Source organism: Bacillus sp. FSL K6-3431 (genome assembly GCF_038002605.1).
In the GTDB taxonomy this organism is placed as follows: domain Bacteria; phylum Bacillota; class Bacilli; order Bacillales; family Bacillaceae_C; genus Lederbergia.
In genome coordinates this window covers 5,436,858-5,459,826 of the sequence record NZ_JBBOCT010000001.1, presented here as the reverse complement: position 1 = coordinate 5,459,826, position 22,969 = coordinate 5,436,858, and the positions used below count along the sequence as shown (strand labels likewise).

Sequence of the window (22,969 nt, the reverse complement as noted above, 5' to 3'; positions counted from 1 at the left end):
CTAAGTGGACAGGAAATTACATGAGCGGCTCATAACTCAGGCTGAGTGGACAGGAAATTACATGAGCGGCTCATAACTCAGGCTGAGTGGACAGGAATACCATTTTAAACGCAAAAAACCAATGAATTAAATTCATTGGTTTTTGTCTATAGGCTTTGAAGTTGCAGTATAGTATGAATGCAGTAAAATCAACGGCTCCTTCTTCAATCAAAACGTTGTCAAATCACTGATGATTATGATGCTCTATGTTCTAAGCGAAGCTTATCTGCAACCATTGCGATGAATTCAGAATTAGTCGGTTTTGCTTTAGACATGCTTATTGTGTAGCCAAATAAAGAAGATATCGATTCTACGTTTCCACGACTCCACGCAACTTCAATCGCATGGCGTATCGCTCTTTCTACTCTACTTGCTGTTGTATTAAATTTCTTGGCAATGTCTGGATAAAGCACTTTAGTAATAGAACCAAGTAATTCAATATCGTTATAAACCATTGAAATCGCTTCCCGTAAATACAAATAGCCTTTAATATGTGCCGGAACGCCAATCTCATGAATAACTGATGTAATATTCGCTTCCAGATTGCGAGGCTTTTTTTCGTCAGATGTTTTGTGGGGTGTGTGTTTCCTATTTGTCATTGTTCCTTTACCACTTACTTGACGTATATGGTTTGCAAGATGCTCCATGTCGAAAGGTTTTAAAATGAAGTAGGAGGCTCCTAATTCTACTGCTTTCGTTGTTACATCTTCTTGACCAAATGCCGTCAACATAATTACGCTTGGAAATGAAAGGGTCTCCGATTGGCGCAAGCGTTCTAGAACACCAAGACCATCTAAGTGCGGCATGATGATGTCTAAAATCAATACATCGGGTGAAACGTCTTCAAGTAATTGCAAGCAGTCTTGGCCATTGTGAGCAGTTCCAACCACTTCCATATCTTCTTGCGAAGAAATAAATTCATCCAACAATCCAACTAACTCTCGATTATCGTCCACAATACATACTTTAATTTTTTTCAACGTCACTTTCCTCCTCAGATTCCCTAAAATTAGTTAATTTATGTCTACTTTTTATATTCTATCAGACAATTTCGCCAAATAGGGTGAAATCCCTTTATTATTTTTAATAATATATATTTTTTCTTATAATACCTTCCATTTGCTCCTAATACCTCTATATTTCGACTGTATTCGTCAGTATCAATCCAATTTGTCGAATAATCTTCATTATAAATATACCATAGTTTTCCATTGATTATTCATAAAAATAAAAAGAGGGCTACATACGCCCTCAGCTCGCTTTTTGTGATTCTTTCTCATATATATTTATTTTAGCTTCATGAAGCATCCACTCAATATGCACACCATAGCCTGAAGTAGGGTCATTTACAAACACATGTGTCACAGCGCCAACTATTTTACCTTCTTGAATAATTGGACTGCCACTCATGCCTTGTACGATACCTCCAGTTTTACTTAATAAGGTTGGATCAGTCACTTTCAAAACCATTCCTTTTGTAGCTGGAAACTTTTGTGGAATGGTACTTACTATCTCAATGTCATATTCCTCTACTTCATTTCCATCGACTACTGTTAAAATCTTTGCAGGACCTTCTTTCACCTGATGAGATAACGCTATCGGCATTGGCTTATCAATAATTCCATTCTTAACGGATTGATTTAGCTTGCCAAAAATGCCAAACGGACTGTTTAACGTGATATTCCCAATTATTCCACTATCAGCAGAAAACCTGGCTAGTTTTTCTCCTGGCGCGCCATTTTTCCCTTTTTCTATCGCTGTCACAGTAGATTTTACAATTTGTCCATCCTCAACGACGATTGGCTTTTTTGTATCCATATCGGAAATTACATGACCAAGTGCGCCGTATTTTTTCGATTTGGGATCATAAAAAGTCATTGTTCCAATACCAGCAGCAGAATCACGAATATATAAACCTAATTTATATGCTTTTGTTTTATCGTCTAACATCGGTTTTATCGATGTTTCTATTTTTTCTTGGCCACGTTGAATTGTAAATAAAAGAGACTTTCCTTTCTTTCCAGCCTCCTCTACAAAAGGAGCAACGTCGACCATTTCCTCAATTTTTTCACCGTCAATTGTTGTAATAATATCACCAACTTTAATATTTGCATCTTCTCCTGGTGATACTTTTTCATTTGCTGTTGCTACAAGATGATGTCCTACCACTAATACCCCTAATGTATTTAATTTAACACCAATCGATTGCCCACCTGGTAGTATTTTAAAGTCTTTAAGGATATTTACATCGACTTCTTTGACAGGAAAACCAGCAAATTCCAATATTAATTTATCTTCACCAGCATTCGTTCCCTGTAGAGAAATAGCTTGCTCATCTTCGGTAAATGCTGTATTTATATTTGTAGAAGCTGTAGATACAGCAACGCTACCGCTTTTGGTAATTATTTCTTCATCCCCTTCGAACATTGTAATGCTGGAGGGAATTTTAATATATTGTTGAAATGGCTCATAAAAAGCCAACATGATCAGTGAAACAAGGAGAATTCCACCAGTTAATTTTCTTATGCGTTCATACATCAATCATGTTCACTCTCCTCGCTTTCTAGCCCACACCTATAATTTAGCCTGCAATGCATGCATTTATAACAAGCGAAAAAGAAAAAAGCTGTCCAATATAGGATAGCTTTTCAAGTTTTTTTTATCGTATAGGCAATTTCTAACAATTCTTTCGCATGTTCTTTTGTGACAGTAGTGATTTCCACTCCGGAAATCATTCTCCCAATTTCCTTTATTTTTTCTTCTTTGTTTAATATGCAAAGATTGGTTTTTGTTCTTCCAGCATTAATATTTTTAGATATCAATAAATGTGTATCAGCCATAGCAGCCACTTGAGGTAAATGTGAAATGCATAACACTTGTGAATGCGAAGATACTTGGTGAATTTTCTCGGCTATTGATTGTGCTACTCTTCCACTCACTCCTGTATCAACCTCATCAAAAATAATCGATGTAATTCCTTGATGCTTGGAGAAAATTGTTTTAAGTGCCAACATCATCCTGGATAATTCTCCTCCTGAAGCTACTTTTGAAAGCGGCTTTAATGGTTCTCCAGGATTTGTTGAAATATAAAAGGCTACTTCATCTATTCCATCTTGTTTAAAAGAGACTTCATTTGCGGAAGCTTTAAATATGGGTTCAAATATTGTTTTGTCCATATAGAGCTGTTTTAATTCATGATGAATCGCTTTTGTTAATCTTTTCGACCATTTTTTTCGTAAATCGCTTAATTGTTTTCCTTCCAAGAGTAAATCTTCTTTTAAGGATGACAGCTTTGATTCGAGCTGATTAATTCGAACGTCTCGATTTATTATTAATTCGATTTCTTCTTCAACTTTTGCACTGAATTCAATGATCTCTTCTACAGTTGTGCCATATTTTCGTTTTAGTTGGTTAATTTCATCTAACCTAGACTCCACTTCGTTTAATCGCATTGGATCAAATTCTAGTTTATCCAATTCTGATCTTAACGTACCAACTACGTCTTCAAGAGCATAATAACTAGTTGCGACAGAGTCTAATATTTCCACATAATGGTCATCGAGGTCAGAAGCAGTTTCCAAATGCCCCATTGCATGTCCAATATAATCCATGGCTCGCTGCTCACCCTGTAATCCTTCATAACCCGATTTAATCGCTGCAAATATTTTTTCAAAATTAGTCAGGCGACCCTTTTCGCCCATTAGTTCTTCATCTTCGTTTAGTTTTAAATTTGCCGCTTGTATTTCCTGTAGCTGAAATTGGAGCAGGTCTAGCCTATGCGCCATTTGCTGTTCATTTTCAGTAAGTTGCTTCATTTGTTTAGCGGTTTGATCATATTCAACAAAGATTTCTTGATAGTCATATAATGCTTTACCAATCTCCTCTTTGCCAAATTGATCTAATAAATGAAGATGTAATGATTCATCCATTAATTCTTGATGTTCATGTTGACCATGGATATCGATGATCGTACTACCTATTTCACGCAAAACAGCAATCGTTACAAGTTTCCCATTAATGCGACAAACACTTTTCCCTGATTGCGCTATATCACGACGTAAAATGAGCATACCCTCTTCGATTTCAATTCCAAATTCACTTGCTTTAGCAAAGCATGGATGCTTCTCATCCAAATAAAATAACCCTTCGATTTCTGCCTTTTTCTCGCCGTGCCGAACAAACTCGGAAGAACCGCGCCCTCCTACGAGTAGATGAACAGCATCGATAATGATTGATTTTCCCGCACCAGTTTCTCCAGTTAAAACCGTTAATCCTTTATTAAATGAAACCGAAATTTCATCAATGATTGCAAAATTTTTAATGGACAGTTCTTGCAACAAAGAGATTACACCTCACATTCTTATAATGCGTGTTCAAAAAGGAGGATAAAAAGAGCCGAGAAGTTCTAGGAAGCGCAGACTTCGAGCACCGAGCGTATGCTTTTAATACGTGAGGAGCGGAGAAGCAAGCTGACAACGAAATTCGACAGCAATTTTTACCGGACTTTTTGAACATCCTTTTATAACATTTCAATGAGTTTATCATTGACTACACTTGCATCTTCAGCTGTTCTACATATAATCAGACATGTATCATCTCCACATATCGAACCCATAATTTCGCCCCAATCCAGGTGGTCGATTAGTGCACCCACAGCTTGCGCATTTCCAGGTAATGTTTTCATTACAAGTAAATTTTCTGAATAGTCAATTCCAACAAAGGAATCAGTTAATGCCCGTTTTAGTTTTTGCAGTGGATTAAATCGTTGATCTGCAGGCAAACTATATTTATAACGTCCATCAATTAATGGAACTTTGACTAAGTGTAGTTCTTTAATATCCCTTGATATGGTTGCCTGTGTGACGTTATAATTTTCGTTTTTCAAGCGTTCTACAAGCTCATCCTGCGTTTCGATTTCCTTTGTTCCTATCAGCTCTCTGATTTTTATATGTCTTTGACCTTTTGTCATATTTGACCCACCTTTTAAATATGCATTTTTATGCTCATTTATACATCATTATAAATACTCATTAAGAAAAGGGCAATCCCAAAGGAAAAGCCCTTAAATCCAAACATTTATTTTTTAAAATTTTCATGTGCTTCATTTACGATATCTGATACTGTGTCAAGCAATTTATTGGATCCGGATTGGTCTGTTTTACCATCCCAACCTAGATGAATTAAAAATTCAATATTCCCTTCACCACCAGTGATTGGTGAATAAGAGAGATTTAACACATTGTAACCTTGTGCCAAGGAAAAGTCTTTGATTTTCGTAATTACGTCCTCATGAATATTTTTTTCACGAACAATCCCTTTTTTTCCAACTTGGCCTTTTCCTGCTTCAAACTGTGGCTTTATTAAAGCGATAACGTCGCTCCCTGTTGCTAATAAATGCTTAAGTACAGGTAAAATTAGCGTTAATGAAATAAACGAAACGTCAATAGTAGATATATTTGGCACGCCTTTTCCTAAATCAGCTGGTTCAACATAACGAAAATTCGTTCTTTCCATTACAATCACACGCTCATCTTGACGGAGTTTCCATGCTAATTGATTATAGCCCACATCAATCGCATATGACATCAATGCACCATTTTGCAGCGCACAGTCCGTAAACCCACCAGTTGAGGCGCCGATATCAATCAATACTTTACCATCCATTTTGATCTCAAATGCCTGCAAAGCCTTTTCAAGCTTCAATCCACCACGACTTACATACGGCATTGTTTTCCCTTTAATAACTAATTCGATATCTTCGTTTACTTTTTCACCAGGTTTATCAAGTCTCATTTCATTTGAAAAAACAATACCTGCCATTATAGCCCGCTTTGCCTTTTCTCGTGTTTCACTAAGACCACGTTCCACTAATAATATATCAAGCCTTTGTTTTTTTGCTTTCATTCACGCTACGCCCTTTTTATCTTTTGCGGTAAAATCGCATTGATTTTTGATACGATACTTTCAGATGTCATATTTATTTCTTTTAATAATTCTTTTACAGATCCATGTTCAATAAAATTGTCAGGTATGCCTATTCGCTCGATTATTGCATGATGGTACCCTTGATCATGAGCAAATTCCATTACAGCACTACCGAATCCACCTTGAAGCACTGCCTCTTCGACTGTTAAGATCGGCAAATTATTCTCTAAAATCTGATGGAGCATTTTTTCATCCATTGGCTTAATAAATCGCGCGTTGACAACTCGTATCATGATTCCTTGCTTTTCTAATCTCTTAGCTGCTTCCATTGCCATCGGAATTGTCGTCCCAAAAGTAAGAATCACCGCATCATTGCCAGTTTTTAATATTTCCCATGAACCGATAGGTATGATTTGTAGATTCTCATCCATAGGAACGCCGTACCCATTCCCACGCGGAATTCTAAGTCCAATGGGTCCATCATCATATTGAACAGCAGTATTGACCATATGCTGCCCTTCGTTTTCGTCCTTCGGCATCATTAATACCATATTCGGCAGACTTCTTAAAAACGCAACATCAAAAACACCTTGATGTGTTTCCCCATCTGCACCGACCAGCCCCGCCCTATCAATAGCAAAAAATACATTTAAGTTTTGTCTACAAACATCATGTAAAACTTGGTCATATGCTCTTTGAAGAAATGTGGAATAAATGGCGAGAAATGGTTTCATTTTCTGTGTTGCTAATCCAGCCGCCATGGTCGTTGCATGTTGCTCAGCAATGCCCACGTCAAACATTCGGTCGGGAAATTCTTTTGCAAAATTTTCGAGCTTTGATCCGACAGGCATTGCAGGTGTAATCGCGACAATCCGATTATCTTCTCTTGCAAGCGTCCGAACAGTTTCACTTACAACAGCACTCCATGCTGGAGGTGTATTAACAGCCTTGATTAAATCGCCTGTTTCTATTTTATATTGACCAATACCATGCCAAGTACCAATTTTATCTGATTCAGCTGGACTATAGCCCTTGCCTTTTTTTGTTATCACGTGTAATAATACAGGACCTTTTGTTTTCTTTGCATATTGAAGATTCTCAAATAAATCATCGTAATCATGACCGTCAACCGGACCTAAATAAGTAAATCCGAGTTCCTCGAAAAACACACCAGAAACAAGTAAATACTTCAAACTATCCTTTACTCTTTCAGCAGTTGCAGCTAGTTTGCCACCAACAGCTGGTATTCTTTTCAATAAATATTCCAGTTCATCTTTAGCCCATTGGTACTTTCCAGCTGTCCTAAGTTTTCCAAGGATATTATGTAGAGCACCAACATTGGGTGCAATGGACATTTCATTATCATTTAATACAACAATCATATCTTTTTGTTCATGTCCGATATGATTCAATGCTTCCAATGCCATGCCACCTGTTAAGGCGCCATCTCCTATTACTGGTATAACGTACGATGAATCACCTTTAATATCACGAGCGATTGCCATGCCCATTGCTGCTGATAGCGATGTAGAGCTATGCCCAGTTTCCCAGACGTCATGCTCACTTTCAGACATTTTCGGAAAACCACATAATCCCTTATATTGCCGGAGAGTGTCGAATTGATCCCCTCTGCCAGTTAATATTTTATGAACGTATGATTGATGTCCCACATCCCAAAGTATTTTATCTTTAGGACTATCAAAGCATTTATGCAGTGCAAGTGTTAATTCAACCACTCCCAGATTCGGACCAATATGCCCACCTGTTAGGGAAAGTCTTTCTATTAAAAAATTACGGATTTCTGAACTTAATTTTTCTAATTCATCATTATTCATTTTTTTCAGAAATGAAGGGTCTTTAATTGTCAATAGATCCAACGGGACCACTCACTTTCGTTTCTTATATTTTGCTTCGTCTTCGCTTCATCTTTTTGCTTTTTATTGTTTTTATTATAGTGCGTGCGATGCAATTGTTATCATATCAAAAAGTATACCAATCAATACAATAAAAAGTACAACTAGAAGCCCAGGTGGCCACGGAATTATTTAATATCCCGTTGGAAGCAATTGAAAAAATAGCCGCTAACACGAATGTGATAACGGCGATACTGACGCTCCATTTAATTGAGTGTTAAAAATATCTTTCATATAATTTCTTCACCATTCGTTAATAGACTTTTAGGCCCATCTTTAAAACCGGTTGATTGACTAGAATTCAGCACCATCTACAACCTTCAGAAATTGTATCATAAAGACGGTTCATTTTCAATCTATCGTAAAGTCATCAATGATCTCGGCCCTCAATAAGATCTGTTATTTGTTCCAGTAATGTGGTCTGGAGGTCGATCTCTTTCAATGTGTTTTTCGCCGCTTCCATATGATCCGATAAATGCTTCTTGGCACCATCTAATGTTAAAATGGATGGATAAGTGCTTTTCGTTTTTCCAGTATCACTACCAACTGGTTTTCCCATTATTTGTTCATTACCCTCGATATCCAGTATGTCGTCACTAATTTGAAATGCGAGGCCTAAATGATGAGCATATTTCTCAAATAATGATAATTGTTCATTCGTTGCACCACCAATTATTGCTCCAGCTAAGACGCTAAATGTTAGTAATTTTCCAGTCTTATGGCGATGAATATATTCTAATTCTTCCATGTCCAAGTGTTTATTTTCTCCTTGAATATCGGAGGTTTGTCCACCAACCATACCTTCAGGACCCGCACATCTAGCTAGTAAACTGATTAGTTTCACCTTCGTCTCAGCATCCCACGTTTTATCATCAGCGATTAATTGAAAACTATGGGTTAATAATCCATCTCCCGCTAAGATCGCCATTGCTTCACCGTAAACAATATGATTTGTTGGTTTTCCGCGCCTAAGATCATCATCGTCCATACTAGGTAGATCATCATGGACGAGTGAATATGTATGAATCATCTCTATCGATACAGCTGCTGTAAGTCCACTTGCAGGCTCTTTATCAAATGCTGCAATTGCAGAAAGTAACAATAAGGGCCTAATTCTTTTCCCTCCAGCTTTTAATGAGTAGTCCATCGCTTCTTTAAGGACTTCAGGCGCTTCTAGCCTCTCGATTGTTGACAACAGTGCATTATCTATCAGTGTTTTATACTGTTTTGTAAATTCTCCGATGCTTAATGTCAATCTTTATCCTCCTCTTGCAGGCGAAACGTTTCTTCTCCATTGTCCGTAAGAACTGTTGTAAGCTGCTCTTCTGCATTTTTTAGTTTATCATGGCATATTTTAGATAGCTCCATCCCTTTTTGATAGTTAGCTAATGCTTCTTCTAAAGGAATGTCGCCTTCTTCCAGTTTCTGAACGATAATATCTAATTGTTCCATCGCTTCTTCAAATGTCAATGTATCACTCATTTTCCTCACCCTTTTTTATATGATTAATCGTACAAATTAAACTGCCATCAGTGACATTCACTTCTATTTTTTCGCCTGTCGCTACTTGCTCCACGCTTTTTAAAATATGACTTTCATCTGTATAAGCAATACTAAATCCACGTTGCAAGATACTTAATGGACTTAATGCCTCCAATGTGGCCATTTTCCCAGTAAACTCTCTAGCCTTATGCTTAAATATACTACGTGCTTCGTTGGTAAGTCTCCTTTTTACTGCGTTATATCTATCCACACTCATTATTAATTTTTTCGATGGATGGTTGCGTTTCAGTAGGCTTTCAAGCTGTGTGAATCTATCCTTTTTTTGTCCGAAAATATTTCTATTTCCATAGTGCAGCCTTTCTGTCATCCTATCAAGTTGCTCCCATCTTTGTTCATATAACTTTTGAGGATTCTTTATCATATAAGAACGCTGAATTGACTCTAACTGACTCTTCCTAAAACGGATATGTTGCCCCATACTACTAAACAGTCTACTTTTTCGGTTCATTAACCGCTCTAATAATTCTTCTATATGAGGAACAGCAAGTTCTGCTGCTGCAGTTGGCGTTGCTGCTCGCACATCAGCAACAAAATCCGCAATTGTAAAATCCGTTTCATGACCGACTGCGGAAATAATAGGAATTTTCGATTGATAGATGGCATGTGCAACAACCTCTTCGTTAAAAGCCCAAAGTTCTTCTATGGAACCTCCACCTCTGCCAACGATTAATACATCGATTTCGGAATTTTCATTCGCCTTATTTATTGCTTCTGCAATGGAACGAGATGCATTTTCTCCTTGCACAAGCGCAGGAATAAGCAAGATCTTCCCAATAGGATAGCGACGTTTGATAGTTATAATAACATCCCTAACCGCCGCTCCAGTTGGCGATGTAATAATCCCAATTGTCTGTGGATAGAAAGGTAGCTTTTGTTTGTGCATGGGATCAAATAAACCTTCTTTTTCTAATTTTTCTTTTAATTGCTCATAAGCTAAAAATAGTTCTCCTACACCATCAGGCTGCATTTCTTTAATATATAATTGATATTGTCCAGATGATTCATATACAGTAACACTTGCTTTAACAAGAACGTTCATCCCGTTTTCCGGCAGAAACTTCATTGTTCGTGCAGAACCTGCAAACATAACAGCCATAATTCTTGCTTTATCATCTTTTAAAGTAAAATACATATGACCACTAGAATGTTTTTTAAAGTTAGATATTTCACCTTTGACTAATACATCTGCAAGATATGGATCTGCATCAAATTTTCGCTTTATATATTTAGTTAAGGACTTGACTGTTAAATACTGCGGCGTTTGCATTTTCCACATCCTTCATTTGGAAATATAATCCACTATTTTTTTCATTTAAAGAAAAGCTGCATCCGCACTGGGACGACAGCTTTTCTTTATTTTACTATAAACTAATTATGATTGTGTTTTTTTTTGTAAATTATTTTTTGCTGATTTCACTGTATTAAACAAAAGCATTGTTATAGTCATTGGCCCAACGCCGCCAGGAACGGGCGTGATATAGCCCGCTTTTTCTTTAACATCTTCAAAATCAACATCACCGCATAATTTCCCATTTTCATCTCTGTTCATGCCTACATCTATGACTACTGCGCCTTCTTTAATATGTTCAGCTTTGATCATTTTTGCTATACCAACAGCGGCAATGACTATATCAGCCTTTGTAGTGAAGGCCGCAAGATCTTGTGTTTTTGAATGACAATATGTAACTGTAGCATTTTCGTTTAGCAATAATTGACCCGCAGGTTTACCGACTATATTACTTCTTCCCACGATCACAGCATGTTTCCCAGCGATTGGTATTTGCATATGTTTGAGCATTTTTAAAACACCAAAAGGCGTACACGGCAAAAATGTATCCTGTCCAGTCATCATTTTCCCAATATTCACGGGATGGAAACCATCCACATCTTTTTCAGGCGAGATTGTTTCAATTACTTTTTCATCAGAAATATGTGCTGGCAACGGAAGCTGAACTAAAATGCCATGTATGTTATTTTGCTCATTTAACTCTTCAATTTTTTCCAAAAGAGTCTGTTCCTTGATATCCTCTGGAAATTCTATGAGTAGAGATTCCATTCCGATTGCCTTGCAACTTTTTTGTTTTGAAGTAACATAGGTTCTTGATGCAGGATTATTGCCAACTAAAATGACCGCAAGTCCAGGTCTAATTCCAGCCTCTGTAAGTGCTTTTACTTCCTGTTCTAATTCTTTGCGAATTTGCGTTGAAATTTCTTTTCCATCAATAATCTTTGCTGCCATTTCCATTCCCCCCAGTTATTGCTCCTCACCCTTTACTTTGGATAAAATGCCATTCACAAATTTACCTGACTTTTCATCACCAAAGAGCTTTGCGATTTCAATTGCCTCATTGATTACAACATTTTGTGGTACATCATCAGTATATAGTAATTCATACGCACCAATTCTTAAAATACTTACATCAACCTTTGCCAATCTATCAATGGTCCAGCGTTCTAAATGCTTACTGATTTCCTGATCAATTTCTTCTAGGTTAGCAACTGTCCCTTCCACCAATTTCTGTAAAAATGGATCAGGACTTTCATCTTCCAACACATTCTTAAGCGCTTCAGCGGGATCTGCCTCACTCATATCAATTTGGTACATTGCCTGCAATGCCTTTTCTCGCGCTATTCTTCTTTTCATTTTATATAAAACTCCTTTAAGTGCGTGTTCAAAAAGGTGCCAAATTAGAAACAAGCAGTTCGAGGCGAGAAGGTTTTAGGATCAGACTTGCACAGGGTGTGCTGACTTCTACGTTTTGCCCACAGGACATACTTGCACACGACGTGCTGACCTCTGTGTTGCTCACAGGACGTACTTGCACACGACGTGCTGACCTCTGTGTTGCTCACAGGACGTACTTGCACACGATGTGCTGACCTCTGTTTGCTCACAGGACGTACTTGCACACGATGTGCTGACCTCTGTGTTGCTCACAGGACGTGAGCGATCTTAACAGAGGATCCTTAACAGAGGATCCTTAACAGAGGATCCTAATTACCTAATTACCAACGAAGAAATTCGCCGTTTATCATTTGGTGCCTTTTTGAACATCCTCTTTAAAAATAAGAACCAATATACAATCGCCGTTAATCGTAGGCTAGTTTATGTACCTAGTGTAACATGAGATTGTGTGAAACACATCGTTGGAAGAAAAATTTTAAAAAGCCAAAGGATATACCTCTGGCTCATACAGTGATACTTTTATCGAGGAGGCACTTTATCCGCTTCCCCGCTGACAATTTAGGAACTGTTAGCCTCATATACTTTTCTTTATTTTACTGGCTGTTTTACTGTCCATTAAATGTAGGATTCATCACTGTTCTTCTATTTCATCAACCATTTCTTGACGTTGGTTCTCAAAGGCAACGCCAACGATGTGAACATTTACTTCTTCTACATCAAGTGCCGTCATATTATACAAAGTTTGACGGATGTTATCTTGTACCTTTTGAGCTATAGTTGGAATGGATACCCCAAAGTTCATTAAGCAAAAGACATCTACTTTGATTCCCTCTTCCGCAAGCTCCACTCTAATACCTTTGCCATGATTTTTCTTTCCAAGTCGCTCAACCACACCTGAAGCGAAATTGCCACGCATTTGTGCTACACCCTCGATTTCCGATGCAGCGATTCCAGCAATAACTTCAATTACCTCTGGTGCTATTTCAATTTTACCATGGCTTTGTTCATTATCTTGTGTCATTTCAAGCATATTCATACTCTCTTCCATGTTAAAACACCTCCGTTATTTTTGGTTCATGACGTCATGAATATCTAAAAACTTTGTATTAAAGTTTCCATCGATAAATGCTTCATTTTCTAATAGATTTAAATGAAATGGAATAGTCGTTTTTACGCCATCAATAACAAATTCTTCTAATGCTCGTTTCATTCTAGCTATTGCTTCTTCCCTTGTTGCACCATGTGAAATTACTTTTGCGATCATGGAATCATAATAAGGTGGGATTGTATAACCGGGATATGCTCCTGAATCTACTCTTATTCCGAACCCACCAGGTGGTAAGTACATGGCAATTTTCCCGGCAGATGGCATAAAGTTTTTCTCAGGATTTTCGGCATTGATCCTGCATTCGATGGCCCAACCATTAAAGGTGACCTCTTCTTGTGTAACAGATAGCGTATTACCTGAAGCAACAAGAATTTGCTCTTTAATTAAATCTACTCCTGTTACCATTTCTGTGATTGTATGTTCAACTTGAATTCTAGTATTCATTTCCATGAAGTAAAATTCCCTATTTCGATAATCATAAATAAATTCTATCGTACCTGCACCTGTGTAATCAACAGCTTGAGCAGCTTTTACTGCTGCTTCACCCATTTGTTCCCGCATTTCAGAATCAATAGCTGGAGACGGTGTTTCCTCCAATAATTTTTGTAATCTTCTCTGAATGGAACAATCTCTCTCACCAAGATGAATGACATTTCCATGGCCATCAGCCATTATTTGAATTTCAACATGACGGAAATCCTCTATATACTTTTCTATGTATACCCCAGGATTACCAAAAGCAGTCATTGCTTCTTGTTGAGTTATATTAATTCCCTTTATTAGTTCTTCTTCATTTTTCGCGACCCTAATTCCTTTACCACCACCACCTGCGGTAGCTTTTATGATAACAGGGTATCCAATTTTTTCTGATAATTGCAATGCTTCGTCCCCATCTTTAATTATTCCCTGTGATCCTGGAACGATCGGAACCCCAGCCATTTTCATTGTTTCCCTGGCAACATCTTTTGTTCCCATTTTAGAAATTGCTTCTGGACTTGGTCCAATGAAAATAATATTACAATCGCGACATAGCTCAGCAAAATCTTCATTTTCAGCTAAAAATCCATAACCTGGATGTATCGCATCACAGTCAGTTAATTTAGCAACACTTATCACATTCGCTGTGTTTAAATAGCTATCCTTCGATGCGGTAGGTCCGATACAGTATGCTTCATCAGCTAATTGAACATGTAAAGCTTCCCTGTCAGCTTCCGCGAAAACAGCAACGGTTTCTATATTCATTTCTTTGCAGCCCCTAATAATCCTGACTGCAATTTCTCCCCTATTTGCAATTAATACCTTTTTTATCATGGATTTCGCTCCTTATCTAGGCTTGACTAAAAATAATGGTTGTCCATACTCTACAAGTTCGCCATTTTTAACGAGGACTTCCACAATCTCACCTTCCACTTCAGCTTCAATTTCATTAAATAATTTCATCGCTTCTACTATACAAACAACAGTATCCTCTTTCACTCCCGATCCAACTTGAACATAAGCAGGTGTATCCGGTGTTGAAGATTCATAATATGTACCAACCATTGGAGATGATACTGTGTGCAAGTTACTTGTATCAACAGTAGATTGACCTTGGGCTTCCACTTGGCCTGAAGTAACTGTTGCTACAGGCTCTATGTTCAAAGGCTGGCTTACAGTTTGAATTGTTGGTGCTTGCGCTACCGGTAATAGTGGCTGAACTTGCTGTTTGACGATGTTTTTTTTCATTTCAACTTTCGAACCTTCATGCTCAAATACAAATTCCTCGATATCGGATTGATCAATTAGTTTTATAAGTTCACGAATTTCTTGAATTTTTAGCATTCATGACACTCCTTTATTTTTATGAGTAGCTACTAATATCATATTATAAAACCATACAAGAATTCAATCCTAGTTGCTAAACAGTTCAATTTTTATTTATTAGTGATGTTCAAAAAGGTGCCAAATTAGAAACAAGAAGTTCGAGGCGCGAAGGTTTTAAGGATCGGAGCGTATGCTTTTAATACGTGAGAACCAGAAAAACCGAGTAACGAAGAAATTCGCCGTTTATCATTTGGTGACTTTTTGAACTTCCTCTATTATAAAGAATGACGGAGGGGAAAAATTCTCCCTCCGTCATAGATTAGCCTTATTATATGATCATTTATTTGAATTAAATTCTACTGTTGCCGCAATTTCCGTTCCAATATTCTCGTGTATAACTTTTAATATTTTCACAGCAGCTGCACGAGAATGTTCTTCTGATGACTTTACAGTTATTTTTACTTCGTTTTCATCCGCTCTGACTAATGCATCGTCATACCCAAGGCCTTTAACTAAACTTTCTACTGTTTTTTCCTTTGTACTATATTCATTTATTTCTTCCATTTGCGTATATATTTTATCTTTCTCGTCAGCTGACAGTTCTGGAGATCCCATTTTCACAGTCAAATCTTGCACTTCTTTACTACGTTTATCTTGCAAATCCATTCGTACCGTCTCAAAAACTTCGTCGCCTGCCGCTTCTGTTACGATCTTCATGTCTGGATCATCAGCAGCTGTTTTACTTCCAACCTCAGATGTATCTCCGTTTCCTATTGTTGCCAGATCATTTTTACTTGGATTAGAAGTCACATAATAAACAGATAAAACCACAACTAAACTTAACATCGTTAAAAGCCAAACCGTTTGCTTTTTTAACAGCATTTAGGAATCCCCCTTAGTTTTTTTTGGCATAACTGCCACCTTATGGCTAGGAACGTCTAGTGACCTTGTTACAGCTTCAATTATCCATTTCTTCACCTGCATGTTTTCTGCTCCACCGGCTACAACTAGTACACCTTTAATACTTGGTTTTCTCGTTTCCGTAATAATCGGAACTTCCTTTTCTCCTTCTCGAACGATCACAAGCTGCTCTTCATGTGACTGATCTTCTACTTGTCTTTTACCACCTTTATCATCCTCTTCACTTGTTGTTTGATTTTTCAAAGTGGTATTTTTCTCAAAAACCTGACTTTCAGTCGACTCGACGTTCACTACAACCGTGACTGCTTGGACCCCAACGATTTGCTCTAATGCTTCTTTTAATTGATTTTCATATTGCTCTTCATATATCTTCATTCTATTATTTTTTCCAGTATCTTGCTGTTTCATTGTTTCTGCAGTGTTATCATCATTTGCATCTTGATTTAAACCGGAAACTGGTTCTGAAAGAGGATCTTTACCAAAAAAGTTCCCCATCAACATAAAGATCGCTCCTGCTAAAAGCAATAGAATCAGATAATAATGTTTGCCATGTTTATTGCCCGTAGACGTGTCTCCTAATTTGTTTTTTAGCCAATCAAGGGGCCCGTTTTTGTTGTTCATATTCTTCTTCGGTTTCTCCTTTCGGCACAATTTCGATAATCGAAACTGGTATTTCCCAACGTGCTGAAAGTGTTTCAAGGATTTTTGTGTGATCTACTGGCATTTGCTTTTCCGAACTTTCATTGATGTTAATACTTACTGGAGTAATTGCTGATGTTTTTTCTTTATTTGTTTCAAGACTGACTTTAACGCTCTTTAAATGTTCAATTATTGGCTCCGCGTTCGTATCTGCTGATATTTTTATGTTTGATATCGTAAGATCAAATTTCTCTATCATCTCCTTTTCCACATCAGTCTTCATAAGGACAGCCAGTTGCTCTAATGTATATGCATACTGTGAGGCTTGTATTTCTCTTTTTTTCTTTTCTAGTAAATTTTCTTGCATTTGAATATTTTCATTTACTGTTGGAGATAACGATTTTAATACAAGATCAAAATCCATAGACATTATCTTATAAATCGGGGATAGAATCATCCCGATTAGAAGTAAACCAATAACAAGCTTTGCGTATTTTTTCATAGTTGAACTCGGGAGTAGCATATCGATAACCATTGCAAGCAACAAAAATATAATAATATTTAAAATCCAATCACTTAAAAATGGCATGCTACTTCCTCCTTTAAATAAACGAGTAGAACTAAAAAGTGACCTAGTCTAGATCATCGAAATCTAAACTTTTCTCACAATACCAATAAGATATAATGCTTAATGAAGTTCGTATTATCTGATCATCATTGTAATATTCCCCGAAGCGACGAGTATTGTGATACTTAGAAAAAACATGAATGAGATAATCGCAAGTGAAGCAAAGATATATAACATGTTTTTACTAACAATATTTAGACATTCAATTACAGGACCATCCCCAAGCGGTTGCATAAATGCAGCCGCTAGTTTATACATGAATGAAATGACTAGTATTTTTATTGCCGGAAAAACGGCAATTAATAAAACGATTGCTGCACCTGCGATTCCAACAGTATTTTTCAGGAGTAATGATGCTGTTATTACCGTATCTGCTGCATCAGTAAACATGCGTCCAACAACAGGGATAGCGTTTCCCGCAACAAATTTTGCTGTTTTTATCGCAACACCGTCCGCAACAGCGGTTGCAGTTCCTTGTACAGAGATAACACCTAGTAATATAGTCACAAAAATTCCAAGTACACCTACACTTGCTTTTTGTAATAAACCTGAAAGTTGCGTGACTTTAAATTGACCACTTAAAGCGCTTGTTATACTAAGTAGGGTGGAGAGGAACAAAAGAGGTAGCACAATATTTTTAATAACAATGCCGCTCACATTAATAAGAAATATTAAAACCGGATGAAAGAACGTCGATGACGCCACACCTCCTGATGAAGCAATGAGGGCGAGAACTAGTGGCAGTAGCGCAAAAATGAATTGGCTCATCGCATCGATGGCACTTACTGCATAATCAGCAGCAATGCGAAAACTATTTAATGCCATAATAATCAACACCATAAAAATAACCGAATAAGCAATTTTGCTTACTGCCCCATTTTCAAAAGCATTGTGTAAGGATTGTAAAATAGCACTGAAAATAGAAAGCATAATAATTGCTCCAAGTAGCTTTGCATTCATCACAACTTCCTGAAAAGCAAATGCAATGAAACCTCTGAGCCACCCTTCAATTGAAAAGGTTTTCTCCCCTTTCACAAATTCTAGTAGTGTTCCTCTCTGACTTTCGGGCAAATAACTTCCATATTCTGTGACGATCGCATCCCAGTACTCTGTTAATTCCTCAAGTCCTAAGTTATTTATTTGATTTGTAACATAATCAGTATCTGGCTCAGTATCTGGCTCAGTATCTGGCTCATTTACTTCATTTTCATTCTGAACAGCTTGTACATTTTCTGCCCCGATTAGTAATAAGAAGCAGGCCAACAATATGAGCTTCAAAGATTTCATGATCAGGTCCACCCCGTTCTTACACTCGCGTTACCTTGCGGGCATCATTTGAATAATCGTTTCAATCATAGCGGTCAAAATCGGAACAGCCATCGCTAATATTAAAATCTTTCCAGCGAGTTCCACTTTTGCCGCCATTGCTCCAAGACCAGCATCCTTACTAATATGTGCCGCAAACTCTGCGATATAAGCGATACCAATAATTTTCAACATTGTTTTCACGTACATCATATTAACGTTAGCACTAGCAGCTAAATGTTCAATCATTGTAAATATAAGTTGAATTTGATCGACAAGAAAAATAAATATGCCACTACCAACAAATAAAACTAGCAAAAATGAAAAATTAGGTTTTTGATCTTTAATGGCCAAGGCAAGAAATGTTGTGATTAATGCAATTCCCGCAATTTGTAGGATGACGATGACAGTCCCCTCCTATCACTGGAATAAGAATACTGATCTTATTTTTTGAAACAAATCATCTACTATTGCTACGACCATAAATAAAATATAAATAAATCCAAACAATGTAACCCATTGTGCATATTCTTTCTTGCCTACTTGATCAAGGATGGTGTGAAGAAAAGCTACAACGATTCCCACTCCAGCTATTTTAAATATGACATCTACATCTATGCCCATTACCTATCCCCCTGTCACTACAATTGCGTAAGCACATCTAAATTGGTCGAACGGTCTAAAATCCTTAGTAGAACCCTCTATGGCACATAGGTGAGATATGACATGTTGCAAAAAAGGAGTTAGCCATTAAATCATCTTGTGAGGAAGAAATAAAAGCTAGACTATATAAGCAAGATAATTAATAGAATCCCCGATAATATACCAAGGCTTTTTGTCATTTTTTCATAACTTTTTTGTTTATCACGAGCCGTTTCTTCCTCACGTTCAAGATGTGTAAGTGCTAGCATAATTTGTTTTTGTTGTGTTTGCCTATCATGCCTGCCAAGATTTTCACCAAATTGTAGAAGTATTTCAAATTCACTGCGCTGCAATGCGGTTAGCTGCCATGTTTCTTTCAAGCTTTCCTCCCATGCAGACATAACGGTTGCACCTGCTAAAGTTAATTTATCCGCAAATAAGCGATAATGAAGAGAGACCGGCTTTGGTAGCTGAGAAGCGATTCTTCGTGCTGCTTCTTCTAGTGGTGCATGTCCATACATAATTTCTGCTTCTAACGTTTGCAAGGAATTTCTAAATAGTCTGAGTTGCTTCGTCCGATCACTTAACCGTTTGGAAAATTCAAATCCTATCCAAGTCGTTGCGACAATAATGAAAATTGCACCAATTATTTTAAACATAATGTAGTAACGCTGTTTTTCTAGTAATGGTATTGCCTTTGGCATCCGAAATGGTCGTAACAGTACCGGGCCCTTTTTCACGGGACAGACCTATTACACGCTCAAATACATTCTGATCAAAAATTTCTTTTAACATCGGTCTATTTTTAACTTCTGCTATATTACGCCCATGCATTGTCATGATTAATTTGATTCCTGCATTAACTGCTTCTAAAATAGCTATACTGTCCTCTGGGCGACCGATTTCATCTACAATTAATACGTCTGGACTCATCGAACGTATCATCATCATCATACCTTCTGCTTTCGGACATGCATCTAGTACATCGACTCTCGGTCCAAACCGCAATTGTGGTTCTCCATGCACACAGCCTGCAATTTCTGATCGTTCATCGACAATTCCCACTTTTAATGCCGGAATATGATAATTTTCCATGCCTGTTGATGCGAGTCTAGCAAGATCCCTCAGCAATGTAGTTTTACCTGTCTGTGGTGCACCAATGACCATCGTATTTTTCCAGCCTTGATCATATAGATATGGAATATACTTATCAGCAACACCTGGTTTTTCCCGAGCTATTCTTATGTTAAATGACGCCAAATGCCGAATCGCTTTTACGTAACCATTTTCTAAAATAACTTTTCCAGCAAGACCAACTCGATGTCCGCCCGCTATCGTGATATAGCCTTTTTTTAACTCTTCATCAAGTGTATAAAAGGAATGATTGGCTAATTTACTAATAAATTGATCTGCATCTTTCTTTGTGAAAGTATAATTGAGAAAGTGTGGCTGACAGCTTGCACATACTTCTACTGGTCTTCCTATTCTTAATCTAATCTCTTCCATTTCCGTCAATAATTTATTAGGTAAGCTTTGGATCAGCTCACTTATTTGCATAGGTATATATTGCAATACAGTTTCCATTCAGTTCCTCCTCCGTACATATCCACTACCTAATATGTATTCGGTCAAGCTTAAATTATGAGGAATGATCAAACAAAAAAAGACGACTCTAAAATTCAGAAATGAATTTTGGACGTCTTTTTATCCTTTGTTGTCTATTTTCCCATTATGTTAATCAATTAGTTTTTTAATATTCTTTTGAAATTTACTGTAAATATAGCCGTGGCACCTTGCAATTCCATGCCAATTAGACCCGAAGTTTTCGCAATATTATACCCGTGCTGTGTTTTAATTTGCTATTTTTAGCCTCTATTTTATAGCGTTTTTTAGATTTTCTAAAAAAACTGGCTTTCTTGAAATTTCACCTGTTCTGTATGTTCGTTTGATTTTATACTTACAGAATAAGCCTTACTTTTAGCCCTTTCTTTATAACTCCTTCTTTGCATTTTTCAACATTAAAATAAAAGGCTGTTTCCACATAGATTGTTGCTATCTGCCAACAGCCCCGTATACACTTCGCTTTCCGCGGGCGAGTGGCAAGCCTCCTCGGGCTGCGCCCTGTGGGGTCTTGCCTATCTCGCATCTCCCGCAGGAGTCTACGTATATTCGGGCTGCTCAGAGCCTCCCTCTATTCAAAAGCCAACAATCTTTTAGAAAACAGGTTATAATAAGGTTATCTAATATAAAAGTGATGAATCATATGTTGCAATCTCAAGAATCATTGAATCTAAGTGCTAATATGAACTTTACGATATGGTTATCCCAAAAGATAATCTGTTGCGTCAAATAAATGATCTCGTTGATTTTATTTTTTCTCGATGAACTAAAATCAGGCTATTCCAAGTATCTATTGTTAAAAAGAATTTATGATATATCAGATGTGGATGTTGTAGACCGATCTATATATGATAAGTCTTTTAAATATTTTCTCGGGAAGTGGCGGAAGCAACATTTAAGATTTTAAAAACAGAATTAATTAACGGAAGATACTTTCACACCCTTGAACAACTGGCACTTGAAATTTTCGATTATGTTCATTGGTACAACAATATCCGGATGCATAGTTCAATGACTATTTAAGTCCAGTAGAATACAGAAACTTGACCCTTAAAAAAACTGTTTGATTTAGTGTTGCATACCAACCTATGTAATTAATTTCTACAGAAAAACCAAGAGTTTTCGGTTATTTAAAGTTGGTCTTGTCGAACTGATCGTTTTATGCCTTTTTACAAATTAATGCCGTATGGCACGTTTGAACTCATACGGCTAATAATTATTTTGCAACTCTTCATATACAGTTGCAGTGATCTTACAGTTTGGATTATAAAGATTTTATTTCGTCTTATTAGCTTTAACCTGTTGAATGGGTTTTTTCTGCCTTTTCAGCCAAGTCCAAGGACTAACCTTTAATGCCGCTAAAGGTAATTCCTCTGATAAACGTTTTCTGCATGAAGAAGAACAGAACGATAATAGGTAAGGTCATCATAACCGCTACTGCCATCATCATACCCCATTCTGTTCCCATCTGGCTCTGGAACTCCTGCAGACCTAATGACAACGTATATTGATTAGAATTCGTTAAATATAACAGCGGACCAATGAAATCCGTCCAACTAGCAATGAATTGGAATAACCCAACGGCTAATACAGCTGGTTTCGCCAAGGGGAGCATAATTTGCCAATAAATCCGAAACTCATTGGCGCCATCAATTCTAGCCGATTCTCTTAATTCATTTGGAAGTCCCATAAAGAACTGCCTTAATAAAAAGATATAGAACGGCACCCCAAAAAATGAAGGAATAATTAGGGGCAGCGACGTACCTACCAAACCGATCTTATAAAACAAAATGAACAGCGGAATCATCGTGACCTGCATGGGAATCATCATGACCGCTATCGTCAACACGAATAAAACGTCCCGCCCCTTCCAATTAAGCTTTGCAAAACTGTAGGCAACCAGCGGACAGGATAAAATTGCTCCCAAGGTGCTTAAAATCGTAATCACACCAGTGTTTTTTAAGTAGGTAAAAAATGGGATATATTTTGTCGCATTCGAATAGTTTTTCCACTCAAAAACGTCCGGAATCCATGTGGGTGGATAGGAAAAAAGCTCCGTTAACGGTTTCATAGAAGTGGACAACATCCAGAAAAACGGGACCAAAAAAAACAACGACGCAACGATCAACACGATATGCGTGAAAAGTTTCTGTATGGCATTTTTGCTTAAAATCACG

The 22,969-nt window shown here is 37.3% G+C and carries 24 protein-coding genes and 2 pseudogenes; 2 read left to right on the top strand and 24 right to left on the bottom strand.

Going from position 1 to position 22,969, the window contains the following annotated elements:
* Positions 1-233: 233 nt before the first annotated feature.
* From spo0A to MHB53_RS25905, 23 genes and pseudogenes are all read right to left on the bottom strand, one after another.
* Positions 234-1,019 carry a sporulation transcription factor Spo0A gene (gene spo0A / locus MHB53_RS26015; RefSeq protein WP_340924293.1) on the bottom strand — a complete coding sequence of 262 codons (786 nt, stop codon included), beginning with the start codon at positions 1,017-1,019 and terminating at the stop codon, positions 234-236.
* A gap of 271 nt (positions 1,020-1,290) precedes the next feature.
* Entirely contained in the window at positions 1,291-2,577 is a 1,287-nt protein-coding gene (gene spoIVB / locus MHB53_RS26010; protein WP_340925013.1) for a SpoIVB peptidase, read from the bottom strand.
* 110 nt (positions 2,578-2,687) lie between these two features.
* Positions 2,688-4,379 (bottom strand): DNA repair protein RecN, encoded by a 1,692-nt coding sequence (recN, locus tag MHB53_RS26005; protein ID WP_340924290.1) that lies wholly within the window; start codon positions 4,377-4,379, stop codon positions 2,688-2,690.
* A gap of 179 nt (positions 4,380-4,558) precedes the next feature.
* Positions 4,559-5,008 (bottom strand): transcriptional regulator AhrC/ArgR, encoded by a 450-nt coding sequence (gene ahrC, locus MHB53_RS26000; RefSeq protein ID WP_340924288.1) that lies wholly within the window; start codon positions 5,006-5,008, stop codon positions 4,559-4,561.
* A gap of 107 nt (positions 5,009-5,115) precedes the next feature.
* Positions 5,116-5,943, bottom strand: a complete 828-nt coding sequence (locus tag MHB53_RS25995; RefSeq protein ID WP_340924285.1) for a TlyA family RNA methyltransferase — start codon at positions 5,941-5,943, stop codon at positions 5,116-5,118.
* Between the two features lie 5 nt (positions 5,944-5,948).
* A complete protein-coding gene (gene dxs, locus MHB53_RS25990; protein ID WP_340924283.1) occupies positions 5,949-7,841 on the bottom strand; it encodes a 1-deoxy-D-xylulose-5-phosphate synthase in 1,893 nt (630 codons plus the stop codon).
* A 406-nt stretch (positions 7,842-8,247) separates the two neighbouring features.
* Entirely contained in the window at positions 8,248-9,132 is an 885-nt protein-coding gene (locus MHB53_RS25985) for a polyprenyl synthetase family protein (RefSeq protein WP_340924280.1), read from the bottom strand.
* The gene (gene xseB, locus MHB53_RS25980) at positions 9,129-9,359 is read right to left on the bottom strand and encodes an exodeoxyribonuclease VII small subunit (RefSeq protein ID WP_340924277.1); all 231 of its coding nucleotides are present in this window, start codon (positions 9,357-9,359) and stop codon (positions 9,129-9,131) included. The genes MHB53_RS25985 and xseB overlap by 4 nt, the downstream gene beginning before the upstream one ends.
* On the bottom strand, positions 9,352-10,707 hold the full coding sequence (xseA, locus tag MHB53_RS25975; RefSeq protein WP_340924275.1) for an exodeoxyribonuclease VII large subunit: 1,356 nt from the start codon (positions 10,705-10,707) through the stop codon (positions 9,352-9,354). Before xseA ends, xseB begins: the two co-directional genes overlap by 8 nt.
* A 105-nt stretch (positions 10,708-10,812) precedes the next feature.
* Positions 10,813-11,679, bottom strand: coding sequence for a bifunctional methylenetetrahydrofolate dehydrogenase/methenyltetrahydrofolate cyclohydrolase FolD (gene folD, locus MHB53_RS25970; RefSeq protein WP_340924273.1), 867 nt, complete (start codon positions 11,677-11,679; stop codon positions 10,813-10,815).
* Between the two features lie 15 nt (positions 11,680-11,694).
* A complete protein-coding gene (gene nusB, locus MHB53_RS25965; protein WP_340924271.1) occupies positions 11,695-12,084 on the bottom strand; it encodes a transcription antitermination factor NusB in 390 nt (129 codons plus the stop codon).
* A 673-nt stretch (positions 12,085-12,757) separates the two neighbouring features.
* A complete protein-coding gene (locus tag MHB53_RS25960; RefSeq protein WP_340924268.1) occupies positions 12,758-13,174 on the bottom strand; it encodes an Asp23/Gls24 family envelope stress response protein in 417 nt (138 codons plus the stop codon).
* A 15-nt stretch (positions 13,175-13,189) separates the two neighbouring features.
* The gene (accC, locus tag MHB53_RS25955; protein ID WP_340924265.1) at positions 13,190-14,545 is read right to left on the bottom strand and encodes an acetyl-CoA carboxylase biotin carboxylase subunit; all 1,356 of its coding nucleotides are present in this window, start codon (positions 14,543-14,545) and stop codon (positions 13,190-13,192) included.
* A 12-nt stretch (positions 14,546-14,557) separates the two neighbouring features.
* Positions 14,558-15,055, bottom strand: a complete 498-nt coding sequence (gene accB / locus MHB53_RS25950) for an acetyl-CoA carboxylase biotin carboxyl carrier protein (RefSeq protein WP_340924263.1) — start codon at positions 15,053-15,055, stop codon at positions 14,558-14,560.
* A 318-nt stretch (positions 15,056-15,373) separates the two neighbouring features.
* Complete coding sequence (locus tag MHB53_RS25945) at positions 15,374-15,919, bottom strand: SpoIIIAH-like family protein (protein WP_340924261.1); 546 nt, start codon at positions 15,917-15,919, stop codon at positions 15,374-15,376.
* A complete protein-coding gene (gene spoIIIAG / locus MHB53_RS25940; RefSeq protein WP_340924258.1) occupies positions 15,920-16,579 on the bottom strand; it encodes a stage III sporulation protein AG in 660 nt (219 codons plus the stop codon). It lies immediately after the preceding gene.
* Positions 16,554-17,186, bottom strand: a complete 633-nt coding sequence (spoIIIAF, locus tag MHB53_RS25935; protein WP_340924255.1) for a stage III sporulation protein AF — start codon at positions 17,184-17,186, stop codon at positions 16,554-16,556. Before spoIIIAF ends, spoIIIAG begins: the two co-directional genes overlap by 26 nt.
* A 114-nt stretch (positions 17,187-17,300) precedes the next feature.
* Entirely contained in the window at positions 17,301-18,512 is a 1,212-nt protein-coding gene (gene spoIIIAE, locus MHB53_RS25930; protein ID WP_340924252.1) for a stage III sporulation protein AE, read from the bottom strand.
* Positions 18,513-18,542: 30 nt separating this feature from the next.
* A complete protein-coding gene (gene spoIIIAD / locus MHB53_RS25925; protein ID WP_340925011.1) occupies positions 18,543-18,929 on the bottom strand; it encodes a stage III sporulation protein AD in 387 nt (128 codons plus the stop codon).
* 21 nt (positions 18,930-18,950) lie between these two features.
* A complete protein-coding gene (gene spoIIIAC / locus MHB53_RS25920) occupies positions 18,951-19,154 on the bottom strand; it encodes a stage III sporulation protein AC (protein WP_340924248.1) in 204 nt (67 codons plus the stop codon).
* A 161-nt stretch (positions 19,155-19,315) separates the two neighbouring features.
* Positions 19,316-19,831: a stage III sporulation protein SpoIIIAB gene (spoIIIAB, locus tag MHB53_RS25915; protein WP_340924246.1), complete on the bottom strand. Its 516-nt coding sequence runs from the start codon at positions 19,829-19,831 to the stop codon at positions 19,316-19,318.
* Positions 19,824-20,756, bottom strand: coding sequence for a stage III sporulation protein AA (spoIIIAA, locus tag MHB53_RS25910; RefSeq protein WP_340924243.1), 933 nt, complete (start codon positions 20,754-20,756; stop codon positions 19,824-19,826). Before spoIIIAA ends, spoIIIAB begins: the two co-directional genes overlap by 8 nt.
* 158 nt (positions 20,757-20,914) lie before the next feature.
* Positions 20,915-21,201 (bottom strand): annotated as a pseudogene (locus MHB53_RS25905) (transposase); the annotation flags it as partial.
* Positions 21,202-21,435: 234 nt separating this feature from the next.
* Here MHB53_RS25905 and MHB53_RS25900 point away from each other — a divergent pair.
* A pseudogene (locus MHB53_RS25900) lies at positions 21,436-21,666 on the top strand (IS5/IS1182 family transposase); the annotation flags it as partial.
* Between the two features lie 5 nt (positions 21,667-21,671).
* The gene (locus MHB53_RS26530; protein WP_445661487.1) at positions 21,672-21,815 is read left to right on the top strand and encodes an IS3 family transposase; all 144 of its coding nucleotides are present in this window, start codon (positions 21,672-21,674) and stop codon (positions 21,813-21,815) included.
* Between the two features lie 319 nt (positions 21,816-22,134).
* Here MHB53_RS26530 and MHB53_RS25895 read toward each other — a convergent pair whose 3' ends face one another.
* Positions 22,135-22,968: a carbohydrate ABC transporter permease gene (locus tag MHB53_RS25895; RefSeq protein ID WP_340924241.1), complete on the bottom strand. Its 834-nt coding sequence runs from the start codon at positions 22,966-22,968 to the stop codon at positions 22,135-22,137.
* Position 22,969 lies beyond the last annotated feature (1 nt).

Bases quoted from the DNA above. Each gene is read 5' to 3' on its own strand.
- nusB (WP_340924271.1), bottom strand. From the start codon at position 12,084: ATGAAAAGAAGAATAGCGCGAGAAAAGGCATTGCAGGCAATGTACCAA.
- spoIIIAF (WP_340924255.1), bottom strand. From the start codon at position 17,186: ATGCCATTTTTAAGTGATTGGATTTTAAATATTATTATATTTTTGTTG.
- xseB (WP_340924277.1), bottom strand. From the start codon at position 9,359: ATGAGTGATACATTGACATTTGAAGAAGCGATGGAACAATTAGATATT.
- spoIVB (WP_340925013.1), bottom strand. From the start codon at position 2,577: ATGTATGAACGCATAAGAAAATTAACTGGTGGAATTCTCCTTGTTTCA.
- spoIIIAG (WP_340924258.1), bottom strand. From the start codon at position 16,579: ATGAACAACAAAAACGGGCCCCTTGATTGGCTAAAAAACAAATTAGGA.
- ahrC (WP_340924288.1), bottom strand. From the start codon at position 5,008: ATGACAAAAGGTCAAAGACATATAAAAATCAGAGAGCTGATAGGAACA.
- xseA (WP_340924275.1), bottom strand. From the start codon at position 10,707: ATGCAAACGCCGCAGTATTTAACAGTCAAGTCCTTAACTAAATATATA.
- MHB53_RS25995 (WP_340924285.1), bottom strand. From the start codon at position 5,943: ATGAAAGCAAAAAAACAAAGGCTTGATATATTATTAGTGGAACGTGGT.
- spoIIIAB (WP_340924246.1), bottom strand. From the start codon at position 19,831: ATGTTTAAAATAATTGGTGCAATTTTCATTATTGTCGCAACGACTTGG.
- accB (WP_340924263.1), bottom strand. From the start codon at position 15,055: ATGCTAAAAATTCAAGAAATTCGTGAACTTATAAAACTAATTGATCAA.
- spoIIIAE (WP_340924252.1), bottom strand. From the start codon at position 18,512: ATGAAATCTTTGAAGCTCATATTGTTGGCCTGCTTCTTATTACTAATC.
- spoIIIAC (WP_340924248.1), bottom strand. From the start codon at position 19,154: ATGGGCATAGATGTAGATGTCATATTTAAAATAGCTGGAGTGGGAATC.
- accC (WP_340924265.1), bottom strand. From the start codon at position 14,545: ATGATAAAAAAGGTATTAATTGCAAATAGGGGAGAAATTGCAGTCAGG.
- spoIIIAA (WP_340924243.1), bottom strand. From the start codon at position 20,756: ATGGAAACTGTATTGCAATATATACCTATGCAAATAAGTGAGCTGATC.
- MHB53_RS25960 (WP_340924268.1), bottom strand. From the start codon at position 13,174: ATGGAAGAGAGTATGAATATGCTTGAAATGACACAAGATAATGAACAA.
- MHB53_RS25945 (WP_340924261.1), bottom strand. From the start codon at position 15,919: ATGCTGTTAAAAAAGCAAACGGTTTGGCTTTTAACGATGTTAAGTTTA.
- folD (WP_340924273.1), bottom strand. From the start codon at position 11,679: ATGGCAGCAAAGATTATTGATGGAAAAGAAATTTCAACGCAAATTCGC.